The sequence below is a fragment of the Cupriavidus yeoncheonensis genome, from assembly GCF_905397275.1.
Lineage (GTDB): Bacteria > Pseudomonadota > Gammaproteobacteria > Burkholderiales > Burkholderiaceae > Cupriavidus > Cupriavidus yeoncheonensis.
Genome location: NZ_CAJPUY010000003.1, coordinates 183,611 through 206,751 on the forward strand (window position 1 = coordinate 183,611; position 23,141 = coordinate 206,751).

General features: G+C 69.4%; 17 protein-coding genes. 10 read left to right on the plus strand and 7 right to left on the minus strand.

The window, feature by feature from the left end; translation table 11 throughout:
- Positions 1-24: 24 nt before the first annotated feature.
- The 4 genes from KHO22_RS05270 to phhA all read right to left on the minus strand — a co-directional run bounded on the left by KHO22_RS05270 (position 25) and on the right by phhA (position 3,965).
- On the minus strand, positions 25-1,662 hold the full coding sequence (locus tag KHO22_RS05270) for a sensor histidine kinase (protein ID WP_211946051.1): 1,638 nt from the start codon (positions 1,660-1,662) through the stop codon (positions 25-27).
- A 68-nt stretch (positions 1,663-1,730) separates the two neighbouring features.
- The gene (locus tag KHO22_RS05275; protein WP_211946052.1) at positions 1,731-2,435 is read right to left on the minus strand and encodes a response regulator transcription factor; all 705 of its coding nucleotides are present in this window, start codon (positions 2,433-2,435) and stop codon (positions 1,731-1,733) included.
- Between the two features lie 177 nt (positions 2,436-2,612).
- The gene (locus KHO22_RS05280) at positions 2,613-2,915 is read right to left on the minus strand and encodes a 4a-hydroxytetrahydrobiopterin dehydratase (RefSeq protein WP_211946053.1); all 303 of its coding nucleotides are present in this window, start codon (positions 2,913-2,915) and stop codon (positions 2,613-2,615) included.
- 99 nt (positions 2,916-3,014) lie between these two features.
- A complete protein-coding gene (gene phhA, locus KHO22_RS05285) occupies positions 3,015-3,965 on the minus strand; it encodes a phenylalanine 4-monooxygenase (protein WP_211946054.1) in 951 nt (316 codons plus the stop codon).
- A gap of 155 nt (positions 3,966-4,120) precedes the next feature.
- Here phhA and KHO22_RS05290 point away from each other — a divergent pair, with 155 nt between their 5' ends.
- From KHO22_RS05290 to pbpC, 4 genes are all read left to right on the plus strand, one after another.
- A complete protein-coding gene (locus KHO22_RS05290; RefSeq protein ID WP_211946055.1) occupies positions 4,121-4,594 on the plus strand; it encodes an Lrp/AsnC family transcriptional regulator in 474 nt (157 codons plus the stop codon).
- A 96-nt stretch (positions 4,595-4,690) separates the two neighbouring features.
- Positions 4,691-10,756 (plus strand): alpha-2-macroglobulin family protein, encoded by a 6,066-nt coding sequence (locus tag KHO22_RS05295; protein WP_211946056.1) that lies wholly within the window; start codon positions 4,691-4,693, stop codon positions 10,754-10,756.
- Complete coding sequence (locus KHO22_RS05300) at positions 10,753-11,463, plus strand: lysoplasmalogenase (RefSeq protein WP_211946057.1); 711 nt, start codon at positions 10,753-10,755, stop codon at positions 11,461-11,463. Before KHO22_RS05295 ends, KHO22_RS05300 begins: the two co-directional genes overlap by 4 nt.
- A 26-nt stretch (positions 11,464-11,489) precedes the next feature.
- Positions 11,490-13,715 (plus strand): penicillin-binding protein 1C, encoded by a 2,226-nt coding sequence (gene pbpC, locus KHO22_RS05305; protein ID WP_211946232.1) that lies wholly within the window; start codon positions 11,490-11,492, stop codon positions 13,713-13,715.
- Here pbpC and KHO22_RS05310 read toward each other — a convergent pair.
- On the minus strand, positions 13,701-14,639 hold the full coding sequence (locus tag KHO22_RS05310; RefSeq protein ID WP_211946058.1) for a LysR family transcriptional regulator: 939 nt from the start codon (positions 14,637-14,639) through the stop codon (positions 13,701-13,703). The two genes, pbpC and KHO22_RS05310, sit on opposite strands and share 15 nt — an antisense overlap.
- Positions 14,640-14,735: 96 nt before the next feature.
- On the opposite strand from KHO22_RS05310, the gene KHO22_RS05315 reads away from it, so the two are divergent.
- From KHO22_RS05315 to KHO22_RS05325, 3 genes are all read left to right on the plus strand, one after another.
- Positions 14,736-15,749 (plus strand): aldo/keto reductase, encoded by a 1,014-nt coding sequence (locus KHO22_RS05315; protein WP_211946059.1) that lies wholly within the window; start codon positions 14,736-14,738, stop codon positions 15,747-15,749.
- A 60-nt stretch (positions 15,750-15,809) separates the two neighbouring features.
- Complete coding sequence (locus KHO22_RS05320) at positions 15,810-16,766, plus strand: delta(1)-pyrroline-2-carboxylate reductase family protein (protein ID WP_211946060.1); 957 nt, start codon at positions 15,810-15,812, stop codon at positions 16,764-16,766.
- A 328-nt stretch (positions 16,767-17,094) separates the two neighbouring features.
- Positions 17,095-17,820: an OmpW/AlkL family protein gene (locus KHO22_RS05325; protein ID WP_211946061.1), complete on the plus strand. Its 726-nt coding sequence runs from the start codon at positions 17,095-17,097 to the stop codon at positions 17,818-17,820.
- 81 nt (positions 17,821-17,901) lie between these two features.
- Here the strand turns inward: KHO22_RS05325 and KHO22_RS05330 are convergent, their stop codons facing one another.
- Positions 17,902-18,102: a heavy-metal-associated domain-containing protein gene (locus KHO22_RS05330; RefSeq protein WP_211946062.1), complete on the minus strand. Its 201-nt coding sequence runs from the start codon at positions 18,100-18,102 to the stop codon at positions 17,902-17,904.
- A gap of 200 nt (positions 18,103-18,302) precedes the next feature.
- Here KHO22_RS05330 and KHO22_RS05335 point away from each other — a divergent pair, with 200 nt between their 5' ends.
- The 3 genes from KHO22_RS05335 to KHO22_RS05345 are packed head-to-tail and all read left to right on the plus strand — an operon-like array spanning position 18,303 to position 22,209.
- On the plus strand, positions 18,303-20,765 hold the full coding sequence (locus KHO22_RS05335) for a heavy metal translocating P-type ATPase (RefSeq protein ID WP_211946063.1): 2,463 nt from the start codon (positions 18,303-18,305) through the stop codon (positions 20,763-20,765).
- The gene (gene cueR / locus KHO22_RS05340; RefSeq protein ID WP_211946064.1) at positions 20,762-21,211 is read left to right on the plus strand and encodes a Cu(I)-responsive transcriptional regulator; all 450 of its coding nucleotides are present in this window, start codon (positions 20,762-20,764) and stop codon (positions 21,209-21,211) included. Before KHO22_RS05335 ends, cueR begins: the two co-directional genes overlap by 4 nt.
- Before the next feature lie 53 nt (positions 21,212-21,264).
- Positions 21,265-22,209, plus strand: a complete 945-nt coding sequence (locus tag KHO22_RS05345) for an alpha/beta hydrolase (RefSeq protein WP_211946065.1) — start codon at positions 21,265-21,267, stop codon at positions 22,207-22,209.
- A gap of 9 nt (positions 22,210-22,218) precedes the next feature.
- On the opposite strand, the gene KHO22_RS05350 is transcribed toward KHO22_RS05345, so the two are convergent.
- Complete coding sequence (locus KHO22_RS05350; RefSeq protein WP_211946066.1) at positions 22,219-23,106, minus strand: LysR family transcriptional regulator; 888 nt, start codon at positions 23,104-23,106, stop codon at positions 22,219-22,221.
- Positions 23,107-23,141 lie beyond the last annotated feature (35 nt).

Genomic DNA, 23,141 nt, shown 5'->3' on the forward strand with positions numbered 1-23,141 from the left:
CGTCCGGGGACTGAGCCCGCTGCGTCAGGCGGCCCGGCCGCCAGCCTCGCACGGGATCCGGATCACGAAACGCATGGTCGGGCGCCGTTCGCTGCCCGTGGCCGGCTCTGCGGCCGTGGCTGCGTCCCCGGCCGGTACGTCCTCGATGCGGATGGTGCCGTGGTGCAGGCCGATGATTTCGTGCACGATCGCGAGCCCCAGCCCGGCGCCAGCGGTCTGGCCGGCGGGAGCCTGGTCGCCCTGGCGGTCGCCACGGAAGAAGCGCTTGAAGACCTCTTCGCGCCGTTGCGGGGCGATGCCGGGGCCATTGTCTTCCACCATCACCACCGCCATGCCGCGGTGGCCGAGCGCCTCGCCGCCCGCGCGTACCGTGATGCGCCCGCCCGGGGGCACGTACTTCACGGCGTTGTCGATCAGGTTGGACAGCGCTTCGCGCATCAGCAGCCGGTTACCGCGCACCATGGCCGGCGAGCCGCCGGTAAAGGTCGGGCCGGGCAGGACCTCGAAGCCCAGGTCGAGGCGGCGCGCCAGCGCCTGCGGTACCCATTCCGCGCCGGTCTCGAAGGCCAGCGCAGCCAGGTCGAAATACTCCACCGGACCCAGCCGCTCCAGCGACAGCCCGGGCTCGGCGCGAGCCAGCGACAGCAACTGGTTGGACAGGCGTACCGCGCGGTCGGCGGCGGTCTGCAGCTCGCGCAGCGCGTGGCGGGCCACTTCGAGCGAATCGGCCTCCATGGCGCGGTCGGCGTGCAGCTTCACGGCTGTCAGCGGCGTGCGCAGCTGGTGCGCGGCATCGGCAATGAACTTGCGCTGGGCGTCCAGCGCGTCACGCAGGCGCGACAGCAGCGCATTCAGGCCGCGGATCAGCGGCGCCACTTCGGCCGGCACCTGGGTTTCGTCGAGCGCAGCCAGCGAGCGCGCGGTCTGGCGGTTCAGCTTGTCGGTCAGGATCTGCAGCGGCACCAGCTCTTCCTTGAGCACGTGCGAGAGGATCAGGCTGCCCACGAGCAGCAGCAGGATCAGCGGCACCGATACCGACAGCAGGATCTCGTTGGCCGCCGTTTCGCGGCGATCCAGCAACTCCGCCACTTCCACCACGATGGGGCCGCGCGTCGCCTTGCCGTCCTCGCTGGTACCGAGTTCGTCGGTAGCGGGGCTCGGCAGCATGATCGGCAGCCGCACCGCGCGGACCTGGCGGCCGCTGAACCAGGCATAGAACAGGCGTGCGTCATGCAGAGTGGTCTGGCCGGTGCCGTAGCCGAGCCAGGTGTCCATGCCGCCGACCAGGCCGTCGGGGCCATGGATGCGCCAGTAGATGCGGTCGGTGCCTTCGGCCTCGACCAGCGTCTGCGCAATCATCGGGATGTCCTGCTCCAGCCGCGGCCCGGCAATGCGGATCTGCTGCGCAATGCTGTTCGCCACGCCATACAGTGCGCGGTCGAATACCTGTGTGGTGTAGTGCGCGGCGAGCCAGTAGGAGAGCGAGCCGCTCACCAGCACCAGCGCGAACAGCGGCGTGGCCAGCGCGCGCAGCAGGTGTACGCGCAGGCTGGCGTTGACCGCCAGGCGTGGCGCCTGGGCCATGCCGCGCCGGGCGCGTGGCTGCGGCGACGGGGTGCCGGGTTCGGCAGCGGAACGGGAGGTGCGGGATCGCGGCCACATGGGGCGGGGGGCGCGGGCGCTTCAGTCAGCCGGCCGGCGCAGTCCCGGCCAGTGCCGCGGGCGCGCGTTCATTGGCCGGCGCGGACCTGCAGCAGGTAACCGAAGCCGCGCACCGTCATGATCTCGACGTCGCTTTCCTCGAGCTTCTTGCGCACGCGGTGCACATAGACCTCGATGGCGGTATCGCCGACGGTATCGCCGCCTTCGCCGGCCGGGTGCGCGAAGGTAGCCAGGTGGTCCTGCAACTGGGCCTTGCTGACCACGCGGCCCTGGCGCTGCAAGAGCAGTTCCAGCACGGCGAACTCGCGCGGCGACAGTTCCAGCGGCTTCCCGTCGATGAACATGCGGCGGTCGTTGCCGGACAGGCGCAGGCGACCCAGGCGCACGTCGCGGTCGGGCACGGCTTCGCCATGCTGGCTGCGGCGCAGCAACACGCGCACGCGCGCTTCCAGCTCGGGCAGGGCAAACGGTTTGACAAGATAGTCGTCGGCGCCGGCGTTCAGGCCGGAGAGCTTGTCTTCGAGCTCGTCGCGCGCGGTCAGGATGATGACGGGCGTGGTGCGGTTGCGGGCGCGGTAGCGCGCCAGCAGCGTCATGCCGTCGATACCGGGCAGGCCCAGGTCGAGGATGACCAGGTCGTGCTGCTCGCGCAGCAGGTGTTCGGTGGCGTAGACGCCGTCATGGACCACGCGCACCTGGTGGCCGGCGCGTGTCAGGCCGGCTTCGACGCCGCTGGCGATCTGGCGGTCGTCTTCGATCAGCAGGATACGCATGGCGGCAGTTCGGGCAGGACGTCGGGCATGGCTGGATCAGCCGGGAAGGAAGACAGGAAGCGGCAGGCGCGGCGTGGGGCACACGCGAAAACCGCGATCCGCAGATTGTACAGGCCGCGGCCCTTGTCTTCCTTTCGGTTTGCCTTCAGCACCAGCGCCCGGGCGCGCGTGCGCGCCTCAGGCCACCTGCAGCGAAGCGGCGGCGCGCTCGATGAACTGGGCCAGGTCGATGTCGCGCTGGGTCAGGCCGTTGGCGTCGTGCGTGGACAGGGTGATGTCCACGCGGTTGTAGACGTTGAACCACTCGGGATGGTGGTCGGCCTTTTCCGCCTGGATGGCGACGCGCGTCATGAACGCGAACGCGGCGTTGAAATCGGGGAAGGTGAAGCGCTTCTGGATGGCGTCGCGGTTGTCGACGTCGATCCAGCCGGGCAGTTCGGCGAGCAGGGTGGCGCGCGCCTGGGGCGAAAGGGGTGTCATGATGGGCTCGATCAGGAGAAAGAAAAAAACCGGCCCGCCCTGGCAGGCTTGCCGGCATTGTTTCACAAAGCGGAAAACCGTGCGGTCAGCCGCCTGCCGTCAGATATCGTCGCTGTCGCCCCAGCCTTCGCGGGTGCCCACGTTGAGCACCTGGTCGCCTTCGGCCACGTCGCCGGCGCCCAGCGTCGGCAGGTCGCGCAGTTCCTGGTACAGCGGCGCAAAGTCCGGCCGGGTCGCGTCGAACAGCTGCTCGAAGTTGTCGATCACGAAGTAGGTCTTCTGGAACGTGTCGATGCGGTAGCGCGTGCGCATGATGCGGCGCACGTCAAAGCCGATGCGGTTGGGGCTGGCCGAATCGAGGCTGTAGATCGACTCGCCCTGGCTGGACAGGATGCCGGCGCCATAGATGCGCAGGCCTTCGGGCGTGCGGATCAGGCCGAATTCCACCGTGTACCAGTACAGCCGCGCCAGCATGTCCAGCGCGCCCAGGCCCGCCGCCTTGAGGCCGCCCTTGCCGTAGGCCTCCATGTAGTCGGCGAACACCGGGTTGATCAGCAGCGGCACATGGCCGAACACGTCGTGGAAGCAGTCCGGCTCCTGCAGGTAGTCGAGCTGCTCGGGCTTGCGCATCCACCAGCTGGCCGGGAAGCGGCGGTTGGCCAGGTGATCGAAGAACACCTCGTCCGGCACCAGGCCCGGCACGGCGACCACCTGCCAGCCCGTGGCGCGCATCAGCGTCTCGTTGAGCTGGTCGAACTCGGGCACGCGGTCCTTCTCCATGCCCAGCGTGGCCAGGCCTTGCAGGAATTCGTTGCTGACACGACCGCGCAGCATCGACGCCTGGCGCTCATAGAGCTTGCGCCAGATGGCATGGTCGGTGCTGGTGTAGCGGTGCACCGGTTGCGCGATGGTGAAGTCCGGGCGCAGTTCCTGGCCGGACAGCAGGCCGGCGTCGAACTGCTCCCTGAGCTTGTCGGTCATGGTGCCCTGGAAGGCGCCGTCAAACTGGCCGGAAGCCTCCTGGGCCGGGGCGCTGGCGATAGCGGACATCGGATTTGTCTCCTGGTTTGGCGCGGTGCGCTGTGATGCGGTTTATCTGCGTAGTTTAGGCGTGCAGTGCTGCAATCTGGCCGCAAAATTAGCCTTTGCGACAGACTTGGTGCGTATAATTCGCGCCATATAGGTAATCAATGCGGGAAATACGTATGGTGTCACTTGACCAGTTCGACCTGGCGCTGATTGCGGCCCTGCAGGCCGACGGGCGCTCCACCCACCAGCAGCTTGCCGAGCGGGTGCACCTGTCGCCGAGCCAGGTCGGCCGTCGGCTGGCGCGGCTGGAAGCCGACGGCGTCATCACGGGCTATCGCGTGAGCCTGTCGACCCAGGCGCTGGGGCTGGGCGTGCAGGTCTTCATCAGCGTCAAGCTGGCGCACCACGGCGACACCATCATCGAGCGCTTCAGCGAGGAAATCCTGCTGCTCGAGGAAGTGCAGGAGTGTTATTCCGTCGCAGGCGAGGCCGACTACCTGATCCGCGTGGTGGTGCCCGACCTGCCCACACTGGCCGATTTCACGATGAAGCGGCTGATGCGGGTGCCCGGCGTGGAAAGCGTGCGTTCCAATATTGTCCTGACTGCGCTCAAGTGCGAGGGCGCCTTGCCGCTGTCGCACCTGCGCTGAAATATTTGTCGGCCGCGTTGCAGGTTTGCGTGCCGGCCTTGCACTCCCAAACGTCACATGTCACCCTCGCCGGGTGCTTTGACGGGAGATCGCAGGATGATGGGAATCGTTGCCCGAGGGGAACCTGGCAGGCGCGCGTCGGCAAGCCGCGTTGCGATGGCCGGCGTGCTGGCATGGCTGTCGGTGTCGGCGGCGTTCGCGGCGCAGGTCACGCGCTTCTCGCCGGAGGGAACGGTTCCGCAGGTGCGCCAGGTGGCGATCCGCTTCGACGAAGCCATGGTGCCGATGGGCGACGTCAAGGCGGCCGCCCCGGCGGCCCTCTCCTGTACCGGCGCCGCCACGGCGGGGCAGGGGCGCTGGGTCGATGCCAGCAACTGGGTGTTCGACTTCGAGCGCGACCTGCCGCCGGGCGTGCAGTGTTCCGTGCGGATGTCCGCCGGCCTGCGCAGCGTGGCGGGCAAGCCCTACGCGGGCAAGGCCGAGTACCGGTTCGAGACCGGCGGCCCCACCGTGGTGTCCAGCCGCCCGTCGGGCGGTGAGATCGAGGAAGACCAGGTCTTCGCGCTGCGCTTCAATGGCGCCGCCACCGCGGCCTCGGTGCGCGATCACGCGTGGTGCCAGGCGGAAGGCCTGGGCGAACGCATTCCCGTGCGCCTGCTGAGCGGCAAGGAACGCGACGCCGTGCTCGACGCCATCTACTGGAAGCGCCTTGCCAGGGACACGCCCGACGCGATCCACCTGCTGGCCTGCCAGCAGCGGCTGCCGGCCGGCGCACGCATGCAGCTCGTGCTCGGCGCCGGCATTGCGACGCCGTCGGGCATCGCCACGCGCGACGAGCGCCGCTTCGATTACGCCGTGCGCGAGCCGTTCACCGCGAGCTTCAGTTGCGAGCGCGAACACGCGCAGTCGCCGTGCACGCCGCTGCGGCCGATGACGGTCTCGTTCTCCGCGCCGATCGCGCGCAAGCTGGCCGAGCACGTGATGCTCAAGACGCCGTCAGGCCCGCGCGCGCCGCAATTCGATGCCGATCTCGCGCCCGATGCGGGCGTGACGTCGCTCACCTTCGCCGCGCCGTTCCCGGAGAAGGCCGAGTTCACGATCGAGGTTCCGCGCGACCTGAAGGATGACAGCGGCCGCACGCTGTCCAACGCCGACCTGTTCCCGCTCAAGGTGTCGACCGCGGCCATGCCGCCGCTGGCCAAGTTCGCAGCGGCGCCGTTCGGTGTGGTGGAACGCTTCGGCGAATTGCCCAAGGGCAAGGCCCCGGCCGACTATCCGCCGCTGTTGCCCGTGACGCTGCGCAACGTGGAAGCCGACCTGCAGGTGCGCGGCGTGCAGGCGCAGGCGGGCACGGTGATGAAGCTCAAGGTCGATGACGATGGCGCCGTGCTGCGCTGGCTTGGGCTGGTGCGCCGCATGCACGAGACCAGCTGGACGCGCGCGGAACTCGACGCGGTGCTGGCGGGACGTTCGCCCTACGGCGTGAACAATCCGCGCAATGCCCCGTCGATCGAATCGCGCTCGGTGTCGCTGCTGGAACGTGCGGCGGGCGTGCAGAAGCTCTCGGTGCCCAGGCCTTCGGGGGATGCGCCGCGGCCGTTCGAGGTGGTCGGCATTCCGCTGGCGGAGCCTGGCTTCCATGTGGTCGAGATCGCCTCGCCGATGCTTGGTGAAGCGTTGCTGGGCAAGCGTGCGCCCATGTATGTGCGTACGGCGGCGCTGGTCACCAACCTCGGCGTGCATTTCAAGCTGGCGCGCGGCGAGGGCGACGGCTCGATGAGCGGTCTGGCGTGGGTCACGGCACTCGATGACGGCAAGCCCGTGCGCGACGCCGCCGTTGCCGTGCGTGACTGCTCCGGCAGGTTGCTTGGCGAAGGCCATACCGATGCCAGCGGCATCGCGCGCTTCGCGAAGCTCGACGATGTGCGCGGCCGCAGCTGCGACGGCAATGGCCTGTCGGGCTATTTCGTCTCCGCACGCATTGCGGCCACGCATCCGGAGGCGCGCGGCAAGGCCGACATGGGCTTCGTGATGTCCGACTGGAACCGCGGCATCGAGACCTGGCGCTTCAACGTGCCGACCGATGCGAGCGCCGTGCAGACCGTGCGTGCGCATACCGTGTTCGACCGCACGCTGCTGCGCGCCGGCGAAACCGTGTCGATGAAGCATTTCATCCGCGCCGAGACTGCGCAGGGCTTTGCCTTGCCGCCCGCGAGCCGCAAGCTGCCACAGACGGTGGTGATCCGCCATGAAGGCAGCGGCCAGACCTACGAGCTGCCGCTGCAGTGGCGTAATACCGCCACCGGCGGGCGCAGCGCGGAAAGCAGCTTCCAGGTGCCGCCCGCGGCCAAGCTCGGGGTCTACAACGTCGAGCTGCAGGCCGAAGCCAGCCGCGGCGATGACGTCGACGACAACAACGCGCGCGCGTATGCCAGTGGCAGCTTCCGCGTGGAAGCGTTCCGGCTGCCGGTGCTGGCGGGCACGCTGCAGGTCACGGGCGGGCAAGGGGGCAAGGGTGGCGCCGTGGTGGCGCCGGCCGAAGTGCCGGTCGGGGTCGAAGTGCATTACGTATCCGGGGGCGCCGCCATCGGCCTGCCGGTGCGCGTGTCGGCGCTGCTGCGCGACAAATGGGTCAGCTTCCCCGGCTACGACGAGTACTCGTTCACGCCGCCGCGCGCCACGCGCGAGAACACTTCCGGCGAGGAGGAGATGGAGCAGGTCGACGAGGGCCAGGCCCGCGACGGCGGCCAGAAGCTGGTCGCCGACAAGCTGCCGCTGACGCTCGACAAGAACGGCAACGGCGCTGTCACGCTGCGCAAGATGCCGAAAATCGATGCGCCGCGCGACCTTGTGCTCGAAGCCGGCTTTGCCGACCCGAACGGGGAGGTCCAGACGCTGCGCCAGACCGTGCCGGTATGGCCTGCTGCGGTGGTGGCGGGCATCCGCACCGATGGCTGGGTCTCGGTGAAGCAGAAGCTGGCCGTGCACGGCCTGGTGCTCGACACGCAGGGCAGGCCGGTGGCCGATGCGCCGGTGAAGTTCAACGCGCGCGCACGCATCACCACGTCCACGCGCAAGCGCGTGGTGGGCGGCTTCTACCGCTATGACAACCGCAGTCAGGGCCGTGACCTGGGCACGGTATGCGAAACGCGTACCGACGCGCAGGGCCGCGCGCGCTGCGATGTCACGCTGGACCAGGCGGGCCAGGTGGAACTGGTGGCGATTGCACGCGACAAGGACGGCCGCAGCGCGCAGGCGGCATCGACGGTTTGGGTCACGCGCCAGGGCGAGCTGTGGTTCGGCGGCGAGAACCATGACCGCATCGACGTGCTCCCCGAGAAGAAGCAATATGCGCCCGGCGAGACTGCCGTGTTCCAGGTGCGCATGCCATTCCGCCAGGCTACGGCGCTGGTGGCGGTGGAGCGCGAAGGCGTGCTCGAGACGCAGGTGGTCGAACTCCATGGCAGCGATCCCACCGTACGCGTGAAGGTCAAGCCCGAGTGGGGCCCCAACGTCTACGTGTCGGTGATGACGATCCGCGGACGCCTGCATGAAGTGCCCTGGTATTCGTTCTTCACATGGGGCTGGCGCCAGCCGGGCGAATGGTGGCGGGCGTTCCGCAGCGAGGGCAAGGAATACGCGGCGCCGACGGCGTTGGTGGACCTTTCCAGGCCGGCCTTCCGTCTTGGCCTGGCGGAGATCCGCGTCGGCAACGAGGCGCACCGGCTCGACGTCACCGTAACGCCGGACAAGGCCTCCTATACCGTGCGTGGCAAGGCGCGCGTAGCGCTGCAGGTGAAGCTGCCGGACGGCAAGCCCGCGGCCAATGGCGAGATCGCGCTGGCCGCGGTGGACCAGGCGCTGCTGGAGCTGATGCCGAACCACAGCTGGGACCTGCTCGACGCCATGCTGCAGCGGCGTAGCTACGGCGTGGAGACCGCCACCGCGCAGATGGAAATCATCGGGCGCCGCCACTATGGGCGCAAGGCGGTACCGGCCGGCGGTGGCGGCGGCAAGAGCCCGACCCGCGAACTGTTCGACACGCTGCTGCTGTGGAACCCGCGCGTGCAGCTGGATGCCGAGGGCAAGGCCACGGTGGAAGTGCCGCTCAATGATTCGCTGACCAGCTTCCGCATCGTCGCCGTTGCCGACCTTGGCGTGGGCCGCTTCGGTACCGGCAGCGCGACCATCGCGGCCACGCAGGACCTGCAGCTGATTTCCGGCCTGCCGCTGCTGGTGCGCGAGGACGACCGCTACCGCGCCATGTTCACGCTGCGCAATACGACCGGGCGGGCCATGACGGTGCAGGCCAGCGCAAGCGCCACGCTGGTCGGCAATGCCAGCGCGCTGCCTGCGCAGACCGTGCAGATTCCGGCGGGCGAGGCACGCGAGATCGGCTGGGATGTCACCGCGCCGGCGCTGCTCGCGTACTCGCGCAGCGGCACGATCCAGTGGGAAGTGCAGGCCGCCGAGCAAGGCGCAGCGGGTGCGGCCGGCGCGGCGGACCGCATCAAGCTATCGCAGCAGATCGTGCCGGCGGAACCGGTGACGGCGCAGCAGGCCACGCTGGCGCAACTGACGCCGGGCCTGTCGGTGCCCGTCAAGGCGCCGCCGGGTGCGCTCACCGATCCGGCCGGCAAGCTGCGCGGCGGCCTGCAGGTGAACCTGCAGTCGTCGCTCGCAGGCGGCATGCCGGGCGTGCGCGAGTGGTTCCTCAACTACCCGTTCAGCTGCCTGGAGCAGCGCGCGTCGAAGGCCATCGGTCTCACCGACGGCACGGCGTGGGAAGCGCTGATGAAGCAGCTGCCGTCGTACCTGGATGCCAATGGCCTGGCCTCGTACTTCCCGCTGCGCAGCGACAGCCAGAGCGGCAGCGTCGCCCTGACCGCCTACCTGCTGTCGGTCAGCGACGAAGCCGCGAAAGCGGGCCTGACGCTGCGCGTGCCGGACGAAATGCGCGCGCAGATGGAGCGCGGCCTGATGGCGTTCGTCGAAGGCCGCATCCGTCCGGATGCCTGGAGTCCTTCGGCAGCCACGATGGATCTCGAAGTCCGCAAGCTGGCCGCGCTTGAAGCGCTGTCGCGCACGGGCCACGCGCAGGCGCGCATGCTCGGGTCGATCCAGATCCTGCCGGCGCAATGGCCCACCTCGGCGCTGATCGACTGGACCATGCTGCTGTCGCGCATGCAGGACATCCCGCAACGCGAAGCGCGGCTGGCCGAAGCGCAGCAACTGCTGCGCGCGCGCCTGACGGTGCAGGGCACGCGGCTGGCGTTTTCGACCGAGCGCAGCGACGACTGGTGGTGGCTGATGGCCGGCGGCGACGTGAACGCCGCGCGCCTGCTCGCGCTCGCCGCGGAACTGCCGGGCTGGAAGGACGACGCGCCGCAGCTTGCCACCGGGCTGATCGGACGCCAGGTGCGTGGCGCGTGGGGCACGACCAACGCCAATGCGTGGGGCATGCTCGCGATCGCGCGCTTTGCGCAGGCGTTCGAGAAGACGCCGGTGGCGGGCAGCACGCGCCTGTCGGTGAGCGGTGGCGGGGAGGGCGCGCGCAGCTTCGACTGGAGCCGCGCACAACGCCGCGACGGCGTGGCGCAGGGTGGCGTCGACCTGCCGTGGCCGGCGGGTGAGGGCGGCGGCACGCTGCAACTCGAGCATGCCGGCGCCGGACGTCCGTGGGCCACGGTGCGGGCCATGGCCGCGGTGCCGCTGTCGGGACCGCTGGCCGCCGGCTATCGCGTGCGCCGCACGGTGACGCCGGTGGAGCAGGCGGTGACGGGCAAGTGGTCGCGCGGCGATACATATCGCGTGAAGCTCGAGATCGACGCACAGGCCGACATGACGTGGGTGGTGGTCAGCGATCCGGTCCCGGCCGGCGCGACCATTCTCGGCAGCGGGCTGGGGCGCGATTCGGCAATCGCCACACGCGGCGAGCGGCGCAAGGGCATGGCCTGGGCTGCCTACACCGAACGCACGCCGCAGGCCTACCGCGAGTACTACGAATACCTGCCCAAGGGCAGCATCTCGGTCGAGTACACGGTACGCCTGAACAATGCCGGCGATTTCGCGCTGCCGCCGACGCGCGTCGAAGCCATGTATGCGCCGGACGTGTTCGGCGCCGCGCCGAATGCGCGCCTGACCGTCGGAGCCCGCCCATGAGCTGGCTGGCCCTCATGATGCCGGCGCGCGTGCGCGAGTGGTGGCTGGCCGGCACGTTGGCGGGCGTGGTCTATGGTGCGCTGCTGGTGCAGGTAGCGATGGAATTGCCGGACGGCGCACCGCTGACCGGCCAGATCGCGCTGCAGCCCGCGTGGAAGATCGCGATGGCGCTGATGCTGGCGCGCGCTGCGTGGTTCCATCGCCCGCTGACGGAGCGGCGCTGGCTGGTGACTGCGCTGGTGTGCTCCGCGATCGGGGATTTCCTGCTCGCGGTGCCGGCGCTGAGCATCTCGTTCATGGGCGGGCTCGGCGCCTTCCTGCTGGCACACCTCGCCTATCTGCGGGTACTGGTGCCGCTCGCGGGTGACTGGCGCGCGCACCGGCTGGTCGCGTGCGGCGCGATGATCGGGGTGGCCGGCACGATGCTGGGCCGCTTCTGGCCCAACCTGGGCACGCTGGCGGGAGCGGTCACGGTGTACGTCGTGGTGCTGGCGGCGATGGTATGCGCCGCGCTGGTGGCGAAGCTGCCGACGCCGTTTACCGCGCTGGGCGCGTTGTGCTTTGCGGCGTCGGACATGATGATCGGCATTGCGCGCTTCCTGGTGCCGTTCGACAGCTTCCAGCTTGGCATCTGGTGGACGTACGCGGCCGCGCAGGTGCTGATCGTCGCGGGCATCGTGGGGAATCGCGGAGAGCGTGAGGTATGAAGCGGCTGGCGGTGTCATCCCTCTGCATGGTCGCGGTGACGCTTTCGTCGATGGCGCTGCCTGCCCACGCCTTGCCTTCCTTCACGCAGGTCCGCGCCGACTGGCGCAGCACCGACGTTGTCATCACCGATCGCAACGGCGAAACCGTTGCGCGCGTGCGCGACGATTTCCGCGTCCGCCGCGGCGATTGGGTCACGCTCGCGGAAACCTCGCCGGCGCTGCGTACCGCCATCGTGCTGTCGGAGGACAAGCGCTTCTACGCGCACAGCGGCGTCGACTGGCAAGGTGTGGCCGCGGCGGCCTGGGCCAATCTCTGGAACACGCGCACGCGCGGCGCTTCCACGTTGACCATGCAGCTCGCCGGGCTGCTCGATGAAGACCTGCGCAAGCCGGCCAGCGCGGGGGAGGGCCGCAGCGTCACGCAGAAGCTGGGGCAGGCCGCCGGCGCCGCGTCGCTGGAGCGAAGCTGGGGCAAGGACCAGATCCTCGAAGCCTACCTGAACCTGGTGCCGTTCCGCGGCGAACTGGTCGGCCTGTCGGCGATGTCGCAGGCGTTGTTCGGCAAGTTCCCCGAAGGGCTGGATGCGCGTGAATCGGCGCTCGCCGTGGCGCTCGTGCGCGCACCCAATGCGAGGGCCGCGCAAGTCGCGCGACGCGCGTGCGGGATCCTGCGGGAGATGCGCGTGCCGCGCGAATGCGAGGGGCTCGAGGGCTTTGCGCAACTGGCGCTGCTGCGTACGGGCAGTGTCGCGCAGCGCGGGACGGCGGCATCGGCATTGCCGGGGCATCTGGCACAACCACTGGCACCGCACCTGGGCCGGATGCTGGTCAGCCAGGCGCGCGCGCAAGCGGGGCCGAACGCACCCGTTCCGCCGTATCTTCGCTCGAGGCTTGATGCCGGGTTGCAGCGGGTGGCCGTGGCAAGCCTGCAGCGGCATCTGCGCGAACTGGCCGGCCGTCACGTGGAAGACGGCGCGGTGGTGGTGATCGACAACGCGAGCGGCGACGTGCTGGCCTATGTGGGCTCTTCGGGCGAACTGTCCGGCGCGGCGCAGGTGGACCATGCGCAGGCGCTGCGCCAGGCCGGCTCGACGCTGAAGCCATTCCTGTACGAGCAGGCCGTGGAAGAGCGGCGTCTGACGGCTGCCTCGCTGCTCGACGATCGCCCGGTCAACCTGCCCGTCGGCGGCGGGCTGTACGTGCCGCAGAACTACGACCATCGCTATGCCGGCTGGGTCAGTACGCGCGCCGCGCTGGCGGCGTCGCTGAACGTGCCCGCCGTGCGCACGCTGGTGATGGTGACCCCGCACCGCTTCCACAAGCGGCTGGTGGCGCTGGGGCTGCCCTTGACCGAGGCCGGGGACTACTACGGCTACAGCCTCGCGCTGGGCAGCGCGGACGTGTCGCTGCTGGCGCTGACCAATGCGTATCGGGCCCTCGCCAACGGCGGCCGCTACGGCCCGGTGCGCATGCGCGACGGCATGGCATCGGTGCCGCCGACGGCGGTGATGTCGCCGGCGGCGAGCCATGTGATCGGCGACATCCTGTCGGACCGCCATGCGCGGGCACGGACCTTCGGTCTCGACAGCCCGCTGACCACGCGCTTCTGGACGGCGGTGAAGACCGGTACCAGCAAGGACATGCGCGATAACTGGTGCATCGGCTGGTCGCAGCGCTACACCGTGGGCGTGTGGGTCGGCAATGCCAGCGGGGCCAGCATGCACGACGTGTCCGGCGTATCGGGCGCGGCGCCGGTCTGGCATGACCTGATGGAGGCGCTGCACCGTTCGCAGCCGAGCGTGGCCCCGGCCGCGCCGGCGGGGGTGGAGCGTGTGGCCCTGACCTTTTCCGATGACCTTGAGCCCGCGCGCGAGGAAGTGTTCCTGGCCGGCACGGCGCTCGCGCGCGTCAGTGTCGGCACATCGTCCGCGCGGTCTGGCGTGCCGGCGATCGCAAACCCGGCCGACGGGACCATTTTCGCGCTCGATCCCGACATGCCGCCGTCAGCGCAGCGCGTGTGGTTCCACGCCGAAGGCGTGTCCGGACAGACCGCGCGCATGGTGAGCTGGCGCATGGACGGCAAGCCGCTCGGGCGCGGTGGCGAAGTGGCCTGGCTGCCATGGCCGGGCCGCCATCAGGTGGAGCTGCTGGACGCAGCAGGCAAGGTGGTGCACCGCATCGGCATCGAGGTGCGCGGCGCCGTCGTGACGCCGGGCAAGACGGAAAAGGCGCGTGAGTCAGCGCGGCGCTGAAGCGGGTCCGCGCGCCTTCAGGAAATCGACGAAAACACGCAGCTTGGGTGGCATCAGCAGGCGGCCCGGGTAGTACAGGTAGAAGCCGTCGAAGGTCGGCTGCCAGTCGTCGAGGACCGTGACCAGTTCGCCCGAGGCGAGCGCCGCCGAGATGTGCGACGGAAATTCGTAGACCAGTCCGAGCCCCGCGAGCGCCGCCTGGTGCAGCATCGCTTTGTCGTTGGCGATCATCGCGGGGCGTGTCTCGACCGTGATGACGCGGCCGCCCTGCGGGCGTTCGAAGAATTCCCAGCGGTAGACCTGGCCCGTCGCGCCGAAGCGGTATTGGAGGCAGGCATGCGCGTGCAGGTCGCGCGGCGATTGCGGCGCGCCATGGCGTGCCAGGTACTCGGGCGATGCGGCCACCACGAAGCGCATCGGGCCCGTCACCGGAATGGCCACCATGTCCTGCTGCAGCGCCTCGCCGAGGCGCAGGCCGGCATCGAAGCCCTCGGCGATGAGGTCGACCAGGCGGTCGTCGGTCACGAGGTCCACGCAGATGGCCGGATAGGCGCGCATAAAGTCCGTCAGCACCGGCCGCAGCGCGATGGCCGCAGCGGTCACCGAGGAGGTCAGCCGCAGCGTGCCGGCCGGCATGTCGCGCCTTGCGCGCACGTCGTCCGTGGCAGCGCCGATCTCGGCCAGCGCCGGCTCCACGCGCGCCAGCAGCGCCGCGCCGGCCTCGGTCAGCCCGACCCGGCGCGTGGTTCGCTGCAACAGCCGCACGCCGAGGCGGCTTTCCAGATGACGCACGGTCTGCGAGACGGCCGAGGGGCTCACGGCCAGCGCCTGCGCTGCGGCCGTGAAGCTGCCCAGGCGCGCCACGCGCACGAACGCTGCGAGCGTGGGCAGGGAATCGGCATCGATTGTGAAGTCAGGCTTCATGATGCATGCAGCGTAGCACGCTGGTTCCGGGGCCGTCGACTGGCCATACTTGCCTGCGTTCGTCGCCGCGGGCGATGCCACTACACAGGAGCCAGCATGAACGGAAAAGCCACCTCGATTCCCGCACGCCAACTCGGCAATCACGGCCCCAGGGTCTCGGCCATCGGCCTCGGCTGCATGGGCATGAGCGATTTCTACGGCGCGCATGACGATGCCGAGTCGATCCGCACCATCCACCATGCGCTCGACCACGGCATCACGCTGCTCGACACCGCCGATATCTACGGCCCGCATACCAATGAAGCACTGGTGGGCCGCGCCATTGCCGGGCGGCGCGACCAGGTCGTGCTGGCGACCAAGTTCGGCATCGTGCGCGACCTGTCGCAGCCGGCGGCGCGCGGCGTCAACGGCCGGCCGGAATACGTGCGTGCAAGCTGCGAGGCGAGCCTGAAGCGGCTCGGCGTCGACCATATCGACCTGTACTACCAGCACCGCATCGACCCGCAGGTGCCCATCGAGGAAACCGTGGGAGCGATGGGCGATCTTGTGAAGGCCGGCAAGGTGCGCTGGATCGGCCTGTCCGAGGCCGGTGCGCAGACCCTCGAACGGGCGCACCAGGTGCATCCGGTCACGGCGTTGCAGAGCGAGTATTCGCTGTGGACGCGTGACGTCGAGACCGACGGCATCCTTGCCACCTGCGAACGGCTGGGCATCGGCTTCGTGCCGTACAGCCCGCTCGGGCGCGGTTTCCTGACGGGGGCGATCCGCAGCCCCGAGGACTTCGACGCGGACGATTTCCGCCGTACCAATCCGCGCTTCATGGGCGAGAACTTCGCGCGCAATCTTGCGCTCGTCGACAAGGTGCGGGCGCTGGCGGCCGCCAGGGGCTGCACGCCGGCGCAGCTGGCGCTCGCCTGGGTGCTGGCGCGCGGCCCGCAGGTGGTGCCGATTCCCGGTACGCGCCGCGTTGCCAATCTCGACGACAACCTTGGCGCGCTGGACGTGCGGCTCGATGCCAGCGATCTCGCGGAAATCGACGCGATTTTCCCTGCGGGCGCAGCGTCGGGTACGCGCTATGCCGAGCATGTGATGTCGATGCTGGCACGCTGATGGCGGCGCGGGGCCTGCCGCATAATGGCGGGTCCTGAACCGTGCCCGCCGGAGTGCTGCATGTCCCTGATTCCCCTCGATGCCGCCAGCACGGCGGCACGCCTGCCTTACCCCGAGCTAGCCGGGGCGATTGCCGACATGCTGGCCGAGCTGCGCGAGGGCACGGCCATGGCGCCGCCGCGCATCGCGCTGCCGGTGGGCGATGCGCAGGACGGAGCGGGCACGCTGCTGGTGATGCCCGCGCGCAACCGGCGGCTGGTGATGACCAAGAACATCACCGTGCATCCGGACAATCCGCGGCGCGGGCTGCCGAACATCCTTGGCGAAGTGGTGGTGGCCGATGCGCATACCGGCGAGCGCGTGGCCATGCTCGACGGTCCGACGGTTACCGGCCGGCGCACGGCTGCGGTGTCATTGCTGGCTGCGCAGCGCTTTGCCGCGCAACCGGATGGCGAACTGCTCATCATCGGCGCCGGCGTGCAGGCGCAGACGCACCTGGAAGCCTTTATCGCCGGACTGCCGGTGCGCCGCGCCTGGCTGCATTCGCGCACGCGCGACAAGGCCGAGGCGCTCGCCACGCACGCGGGCACGCTCGGCGTCGTGGTGGAGGTGGTCGATGACGTGGCTGCCGTGCTGCCGCGCGTGTCGATGGTGGTGACGGTGACATCGAGCCGCAGCCCGGTGCTGCCGGACCTCGACAGCGGCTTGTGGCGCGATGACCATTTCATCGCCGCGGTCGGCGCATTCCGTCCCGATATGTGCGAACTGCCGCCGGCACTGTGCCACGCGGCCTCGGCCAGCGGCCGGCTGCTGGCCGATACGCTGTTCGGCATCGAGGACGAGGCCGGCGACCTGCTGCAGGCCGGTATCGACTGGGCCACGGTGCAGCCGTTCGAAACCGCGATCCTGCAGGCCGAGGCTATCCGCGCGCGCGCCGGCAGCCCGCTGGTGTTCAAGAGCGTCGGCTACGCGCTTTGGGACCTTGCGGCCTGCGTCCTGGCCAGCCGGCAGGACTGACCGGCAAGACTGTCCGGCACGCGCCGCTGCGGACTCCGGCCACATCCGGAACAGTTCTCGCGCCGGCTCAAGGCAGGACGCAATGGGTTCGCTGCAGCCGCCTGTGTAAAACCCCTTGCCTTTAAGGGTTTATCGCGCCCCACGACAAAAACGTTGCGCCAATGCTGCGGTACGGGAGGCAAAGGCCGGCCTCGATGCGATTTTATTAATGGTTAACCCTTTGTTTAGGGGAGTCCTACTATGAATCAGTGTCGTCGATGAAACAGTCCCGCTGCCGCAGGCCGGATAATGCCCTTCGGTGGTAACCCGAATGAGGAGTACGAGGACTATGAAATCGACCTATAAGAAGATGCTGGCGGCAGGCGCTGTCATGGCGCTGGCAGGTACCGCACAGGCACAATCCGCGGGCAGCAACATCGTCAGCCTGGGCTGGTTCCGCGTCATGCCGAACAGTTCGGCAGATCCGCTGACGGTGGACAGCATCAATGGCCGCCCGGTAGGCGTGACCCGCCCGAACACCGGCGCGGAAATCGAGACCGCCGACACGCTGGGCCTTGCCTTCACCCATTTCTTCACCGACAACATCTCGGGCGAGTTCGTCATCGGCATTCCGCCCAAGCATGACGTCAAGGGCACGGGCGACTTCGCGCAGTACGGCAAGCTGGGGTCGGTCCGGCAGTGGAGCCCGGCGCTGCTGGTGAAATACCACTTCTTTGACGCCAAGACCAAGTTCCGTCCTTACGTGGGCCTGGGCGTGAACTACACGTGGTTCTCTGACGAATCCATCACCAACCAGAATTTCGTCGACCACGCCTTTGGTATTCCCGGCGCCAAGATGAGCGCCAGCACCGACAGCTCGTGGAACCCGGTGTTCAATATCGGCGCCAACTACGCCATCACCGACAACTGGTTCGTCGGCCTGTCGGTGTCGTACCTGCCGGTGTCGACGCGTGCGACGCTCACCACGCAGGCGGGCGCCACGACGATCGTTTCGCACACCAAGATCAAGATCGATCCGGTGGTGACGTTCCTGAACGTCGGTTACCGCTTCTGAATCCGGTCCGGATGCATGTATGAAAACGGGGCGCCTGCGGGCGCCCCGTTTTGCTTGGGTCTATTGCTGGCCCGGGAGGATTCAGGCCGCCGACTTCACCGGATAACCCGCTTCCTCGATGGCCGCCCGCAACGCCTGCACATCCGCACCGCTATCGACCTTGACCGACTGAGCCGGTACATCGGCCGTGACGCGTGCCGCTGGATCGACTCCCTGCACGGCACGCGTAATGGCGCCGACGCAGTGGTTGCACGACATGCCTTCGACCTGGAACTGGATCATGGCTGAGACCTCCTGACGGGTTGGATTGGCGGCACGATCGCCGCGACAGGCGTAGTGTGAACCTTCCCATGGTGGGAAGCGCAAGCAAAACCGGATGCCGGACAGGGACAAGGGCAGTTGCCGGCACTCACAACATCCTTGACCTTCCTATGATGGTAAGGTCCATCATGCAGTGACCGAAACCGTGGACAAGCCCAGCAATGTCGAATGCCAGCCTTTCCCCTTCCCTGACGGGCAGCCAGGCGCCGGAGTGGCGGCTGCCGATCGACGGCATGACCTGCGCCTCGTGCGTGCGGCGTGTCGAGAATGCGCTCGCCAAGGTGCCGGGCGTGCGGGACGTTGCCGTAAACCTGGCCACCGAGCAGGCCACGCTTCACGCGGACAGCGGCGCCGTGCTGCCGGCCGCGGCCAAGGCCGTTGCCGATGCCGGCTATGACGTGCCGCGCGCGACGGTGGAACTCGATATCTCCGACATGACTTGCGCCTCCTGCGTGGGCCGCGTCGAACGCGCGCTGCGCGCGGTGCCGGGCGTGCTCGACGCGCAGGTCAACCTGGCCACCGAGCGCGCCAGCGTGACGCTGCTGCGCGGGGCCGCCGATGCCGACACGCTCGCGGCCGCCGTGACGCGTGCCGGCTACGGCGCCACGCCGGTGACGGACACATTGCCCGCTGCAGCGCCGGATGCCGCCGCGCGCGATTTCTGGAGCGGCCCCTGGCCGGTGATCATCTCGGCCGCGCTGTCCCTGCCGCTGGTGGCGCCCATGGTGCTGGAATGGTTCGGCGTGCACTGGATGCTGCCCGCCCGGGTGCAGTGGGTGCTCGCCACGCCTGTGCAGTTCGTGTTCGGCTGGCGCTTCTATAAGGCGGGCTGGAAGGCCGTGCGCGCCGGCGCCGGCAATATGGACCTGCTGGTGGCCCTGGGCACGAGCGCGGCCTATGGCCTGTCGCTGTGGCTGATGTGGCGTTCGCCGGACGCCATGCCGCACCTCTATTTCGAAAGCGCCGCCGTGGTCATCACGCTGGTAAGGCTTGGCAAGTGGCTGGAAACGCGCGCCAAGCGCCAGACCGCCGACGCCATCCGCGCGCTCGCCGCGCTGCGGCCCGATACGGCGCGCGTGCGGCGCGGCGGGCAGGAAGTGACCGTGCCGCTGGGCTCGGTCCGCGTGGATGACGAGGTGGTGGTGCGCCCCGGCGAGCGCATCCCTGTCGATGCCGTGGTGATCGAAGGCACGAGCCACGCGGATGAATCGATGCTGACCGGCGAGAGCCTGCCCGTGCCCAAGGGCCCCGGCGACAGGCTCACCGGCGGCGCGATCAATTTTGAAGGCCTGATGGTGGCGCGCACCGTGGCGGTGGGCGCCGAGACCGTGCTGGCCCGCATCATCCGCATGGTCGAGCACGCGCAGGCCGCCAAGGCGCCGATCCAGCGCCTGGTGGACCAGGTCAGCGCGGTATTCGTGCCCGTGGTGCTTGGCATTGCGCTGGTCACGCTGCTCGGCTGGGGCCTGTTCGCGGGCGACTGGGAAGCGGCGCTGCTCAATGCGGTGGCAGTGCTGGTGATCGCCTGCCCGTGCGCGCTGGGGCTGGCCACGCCGACCGCGATCATGGCCGGCACCGGTGCCGGCGCGCGCGCGGGCATCCTGATCAAGGACGCCGAGGCGCTGGAGATCGCCCACCGCGTCAGCGTGGTGGCCTTCGACAAGACCGGCACGCTGACCGTGGGACGGCCGGAAGTCGTGGCCCTGCACGCCGCCAATGCGGACGAAGTGGACGATGCCGACGGCGCGCGGCTGCTGGCACGGCTGGCCGCGCTGCAGGCCGGCAGCGAGCATCCGCTGGCGCGCGCGGTGCTGAACGCGGCGCAGGCACGCGGAATCGCCGCGCCGGTCGCAACCGAGGTGCAGGCACTGCCGGGACGCGGCATTGCCGGCGTGGTCGACGGGCAGCCCCTGCAACTCGGCAGCGAACGGCTGCGCGAGGCGCTGGGTGCTGATGCGGGTACGCTGCAAGCCGTGGCCGACCGCCTGCGCGACGAGGGCCGCACGGTCTCGTGGCTGGTCGAAACGCAGCCACCGCGCGTGGCCGGCCTGGTTGCCTTTGGCGATGCCATCAAGCCGGGCGCACCCGCGGCCATCGCGCGGCTGCGCGCGGCCGGTGTGCGCACGGTGATGCTGACCGGCGACAACCGCGGCGCGGCCGCGCGCGTGGCACAGGCGCTGCGCCTGGACGAAGTGCAGGCCGAGGTGCTGCCCGAAGACAAGGCCGCGCGCGTGCGTGCGCTGGGTCAGGACGGTGCCGTGGTGGCGATGGTCGGCGATGGCATCAACGATGCGCCGGCGCTGGCCGCGGCCGATGTCGGCATTGCCATGTCGACCGGCACCGACGTGGCCATGCACGCCGCCGGGATCACGCTGATGCGCGGCGATCCCGCGCTCGTGGCCGATGCGCTGGCCGTGTCGCACCGCACCGTGCGCAAGATCCGCCAGAACCTGTTCTGGGCGTTCTTCTACAACGTGGTGGGCATTCCGCTGGCGGCGGCAGGCTTGCTCAATCCGGTGGTCGCCGGCGCGGCCATGGCGTTCTCCAGCGTGAGCGTCGTCAGCAACGCGCTGCTGCTGCGCCGCTGGCATCCCGGTGCCGGCGAACAGGGAGACAAGGCATGAATATCGGGCAGGCAGCGGAGGCTTCGGGCGTTTCCGCCAAGATGATCCGGCACTACGAGTCGATCGGCCTCGTCGATGCGCCGCCGCGCACCGAAGGCGGCTACCGCCGCTATGACGAGCGCGCCGTGCACACCTTGCGCTTCGTGCGGCGCGCCCGTAATCTCGGGTTCTCGCTCGACGAGATTCGCGGGCTGTTGTCGCTGTGGCATGACCGCCGACGCGCCAGCGCCGATGTGAAGGCGATGACGCTGCGGCATGTCGCCGACCTCGAAAAGCGTATTGCCGAACTCGCCGCCATGCGCGATACGTTGCGCTCGCTGGCCGAGGCGTGCAGCGGCGACGACCGGCCCGATTGCCCGATCCTTGCCGACTTCGCGCAGCCCGATCCCGATGGCCAGGCGCATTGCCATGGCCCGTACGGCGGTGCGGCGGAACACGAACAATAACTGAAGCGCAGTGCCCCCGCGGCGGACGGGGCGCACCCGGAGGAGAGCCGCGGATGGACAAGCCCATGACGGAAGACACCGTTCATCCTGCCGAAGCCGGGCAATCCGCGCGCGCAGAGGCGACGGACGCGGCGCGCGGCCTGGCAGCGGTGGAAAGCCGGCAACGCATGCGCGACGGCACGGAACTGCTGCTGCGCACGTGGGAGCCGGATCCAGACACCGGCTGCGCACCGCTGGGCGGTGTGCTGCTGGTGCACGGCCTTGCCGAGCACAGCGGCCGCTACCAGCATGTGGCCGAGATGCTGTGCGGGCTGGGCCTGCGTGTGCGCGCTTATGATCAGCGCGGCCACGGCGCCAGCGGCGGCGCGCGCATGGTGGCCGAGCATCCCGACGCCTATCTCGACGACCTCGCGGAGATCCACGATGCGGCCGTGCGCGCGTGGAACGAGCTGCCGATCCTGCTCGGCCACAGCATGGGCGGCCTGGTGGCAGCGCGCTTCGCGACCGCGCGGGTACGGCCGGTGCGCGCGCTGGTGCTGTCGTCGCCGGCACTGGCATTGCGGCTGTCGCCGGCCATGCTGGCCGTGCACCGCGTGCTGCTGACACTCGCGCCGCGGCTGCGCGTGCCGAACCCGATCGATACGCGCATGCTGTCGCACGACCCGCAGGTCGTGGCACGCTACCGTGCCGATCCGCTCGTGCAGACCACGATCACGGCGAGCGTGCTGGAGAGCTTTATCCGCGGCATGGCGCAGGCGCAGGCCGATGCGCCGCGGCTGGAAGCGCCCATGCTGATGCTGGTGGGCGGCGCGGACCGCATCGTCGATCCGGCGGGCAGCCGCACCTTCTTCGACCATGCGCCGGCCGAGCTGCGCGACGAAGTGTGGTTCGAGCAGGGCTACCACGAGATCTTCAATGAGGCCGAGCCCTTGCGCAGCGAAGTGTTCGCCGCGCTGACGGACTGGCTGCGGCGGCATCTGGTGCCGACGCAGGACTAGTGCCCTGAGCTACGCGCGGAAGACCGATTCCGCCACGCCGAACACGGCGCTCACCACGGGGTCGTCGCGGCGGCTGGCCAGCGCGACCAGCGTCAGTTCGGTCTGCACCGACATGCCTTCCACGACCACGAGACCGTGCGCATGCGATTCGCGCAGCGCAATGGAATCGCGCACGAGCGACAGGCCCACGCCTGAGCGCACGAGATCGAGCATCGAAGCCTCCTGGTCCACATGCGCGACCTTGTGCACGCTGGCCGCGTCCACGCCGGCTTCGGCAAAGCGCGCCGAGAGCAGCCGGTGGTGCGCGGACTCGGGCGGCGTCCAGATCCACGGCAGCGTCGCCAGCTGCGCCCAGGTGCGCAGCGCCGTGCGCTCCTTCCAGCCCTTGGGGGCGACCACGTAATAGGAGAACGGCGTCAGCGCCAGCGCATGGAAACCGGCATCCGGCGGCTGCCCGAGATAGAAGCCGGCATCGAGCGCGCCGCTGCGTACCTGCTGCAGCACCCAGCCCGACATGCCGTGGCGCAGCTCCGTGCCGATCTGCGGATGGCGTTCGACCAGCGTGCGCAGCATGACGCCAAGCCGCGTGAATTCGGGGTCGAGGATGGTGCCGATGGCGAGCTTGCCGCGCACGGTGTGGTGCATGGCATCGACGGTGTGCTGCAGGTCGCCGACGCTGTCGAGAATGCGCTCGGCCAGCGGCAGCAGCGCCGCGCCGTCGGCGGTGAGCGTGAGCCCGGCGGCGGTGCGTTCGAACACGCGGATGCGCCAGGCCGATTGCAGTGCCTTCAGCTGCAGGCTCACGGCCGGCTGCGTCAGGTGAAGCCGCTGGGCGGCACGGGTGAGGTTGCCTTCGCGGGCGACGGCAACGAAGGCGCGCAGGTGATGGAGGTCCACGTTCAGGGCGCGCGAGTGTGCGGTGCAATATTTTG

What these genes read in the sequence shown, in the direction of transcription:
- phhA (WP_211946054.1), bottom strand. Translation starts at nt 3,965, where the DNA reads ATGTCCGCTATCGCCAGCGCCCCGGCCCAGGAGGCTTCCGGCCAGTTT.
- KHO22_RS05270 (WP_211946051.1), bottom strand. Translation starts at nt 1,662, where the DNA reads ATGTGGCCGCGATCCCGCACCTCCCGTTCCGCTGCCGAACCCGGCACC.
- KHO22_RS05275 (WP_211946052.1), bottom strand. Translation starts at nt 2,435, where the DNA reads ATGCGTATCCTGCTGATCGAAGACGACCGCCAGATCGCCAGCGGCGTC.
- KHO22_RS05300 (WP_211946057.1), top strand. Translation starts at nt 10,753, where the DNA reads ATGAGCTGGCTGGCCCTCATGATGCCGGCGCGCGTGCGCGAGTGGTGG.
- KHO22_RS05320 (WP_211946060.1), top strand. Translation starts at nt 15,810, where the DNA reads ATGTCCCTGATTCCCCTCGATGCCGCCAGCACGGCGGCACGCCTGCCT.
- KHO22_RS05280 (WP_211946053.1), bottom strand. Translation starts at nt 2,915, where the DNA reads ATGACACCCCTTTCGCCCCAGGCGCGCGCCACCCTGCTCGCCGAACTG.
- KHO22_RS05335 (WP_211946063.1), top strand. Translation starts at nt 18,303, where the DNA reads ATGTCGAATGCCAGCCTTTCCCCTTCCCTGACGGGCAGCCAGGCGCCG.
- KHO22_RS05290 (WP_211946055.1), top strand. Translation starts at nt 4,121, where the DNA reads ATGGTGTCACTTGACCAGTTCGACCTGGCGCTGATTGCGGCCCTGCAG.
- cueR (WP_211946064.1), top strand. Translation starts at nt 20,762, where the DNA reads ATGAATATCGGGCAGGCAGCGGAGGCTTCGGGCGTTTCCGCCAAGATG.
- KHO22_RS05295 (WP_211946056.1), top strand. Translation starts at nt 4,691, where the DNA reads ATGATGGGAATCGTTGCCCGAGGGGAACCTGGCAGGCGCGCGTCGGCA.
- KHO22_RS05310 (WP_211946058.1), bottom strand. Translation starts at nt 14,639, where the DNA reads ATGAAGCCTGACTTCACAATCGATGCCGATTCCCTGCCCACGCTCGCA.
- KHO22_RS05345 (WP_211946065.1), top strand. Translation starts at nt 21,265, where the DNA reads ATGGACAAGCCCATGACGGAAGACACCGTTCATCCTGCCGAAGCCGGG.
- KHO22_RS05325 (WP_211946061.1), top strand. Translation starts at nt 17,095, where the DNA reads ATGAAATCGACCTATAAGAAGATGCTGGCGGCAGGCGCTGTCATGGCG.
- KHO22_RS05330 (WP_211946062.1), bottom strand. Translation starts at nt 18,102, where the DNA reads ATGATCCAGTTCCAGGTCGAAGGCATGTCGTGCAACCACTGCGTCGGC.
- pbpC (WP_211946232.1), top strand. Translation starts at nt 11,490, where the DNA reads ATGGTCGCGGTGACGCTTTCGTCGATGGCGCTGCCTGCCCACGCCTTG.
- KHO22_RS05315 (WP_211946059.1), top strand. Translation starts at nt 14,736, where the DNA reads ATGAACGGAAAAGCCACCTCGATTCCCGCACGCCAACTCGGCAATCAC.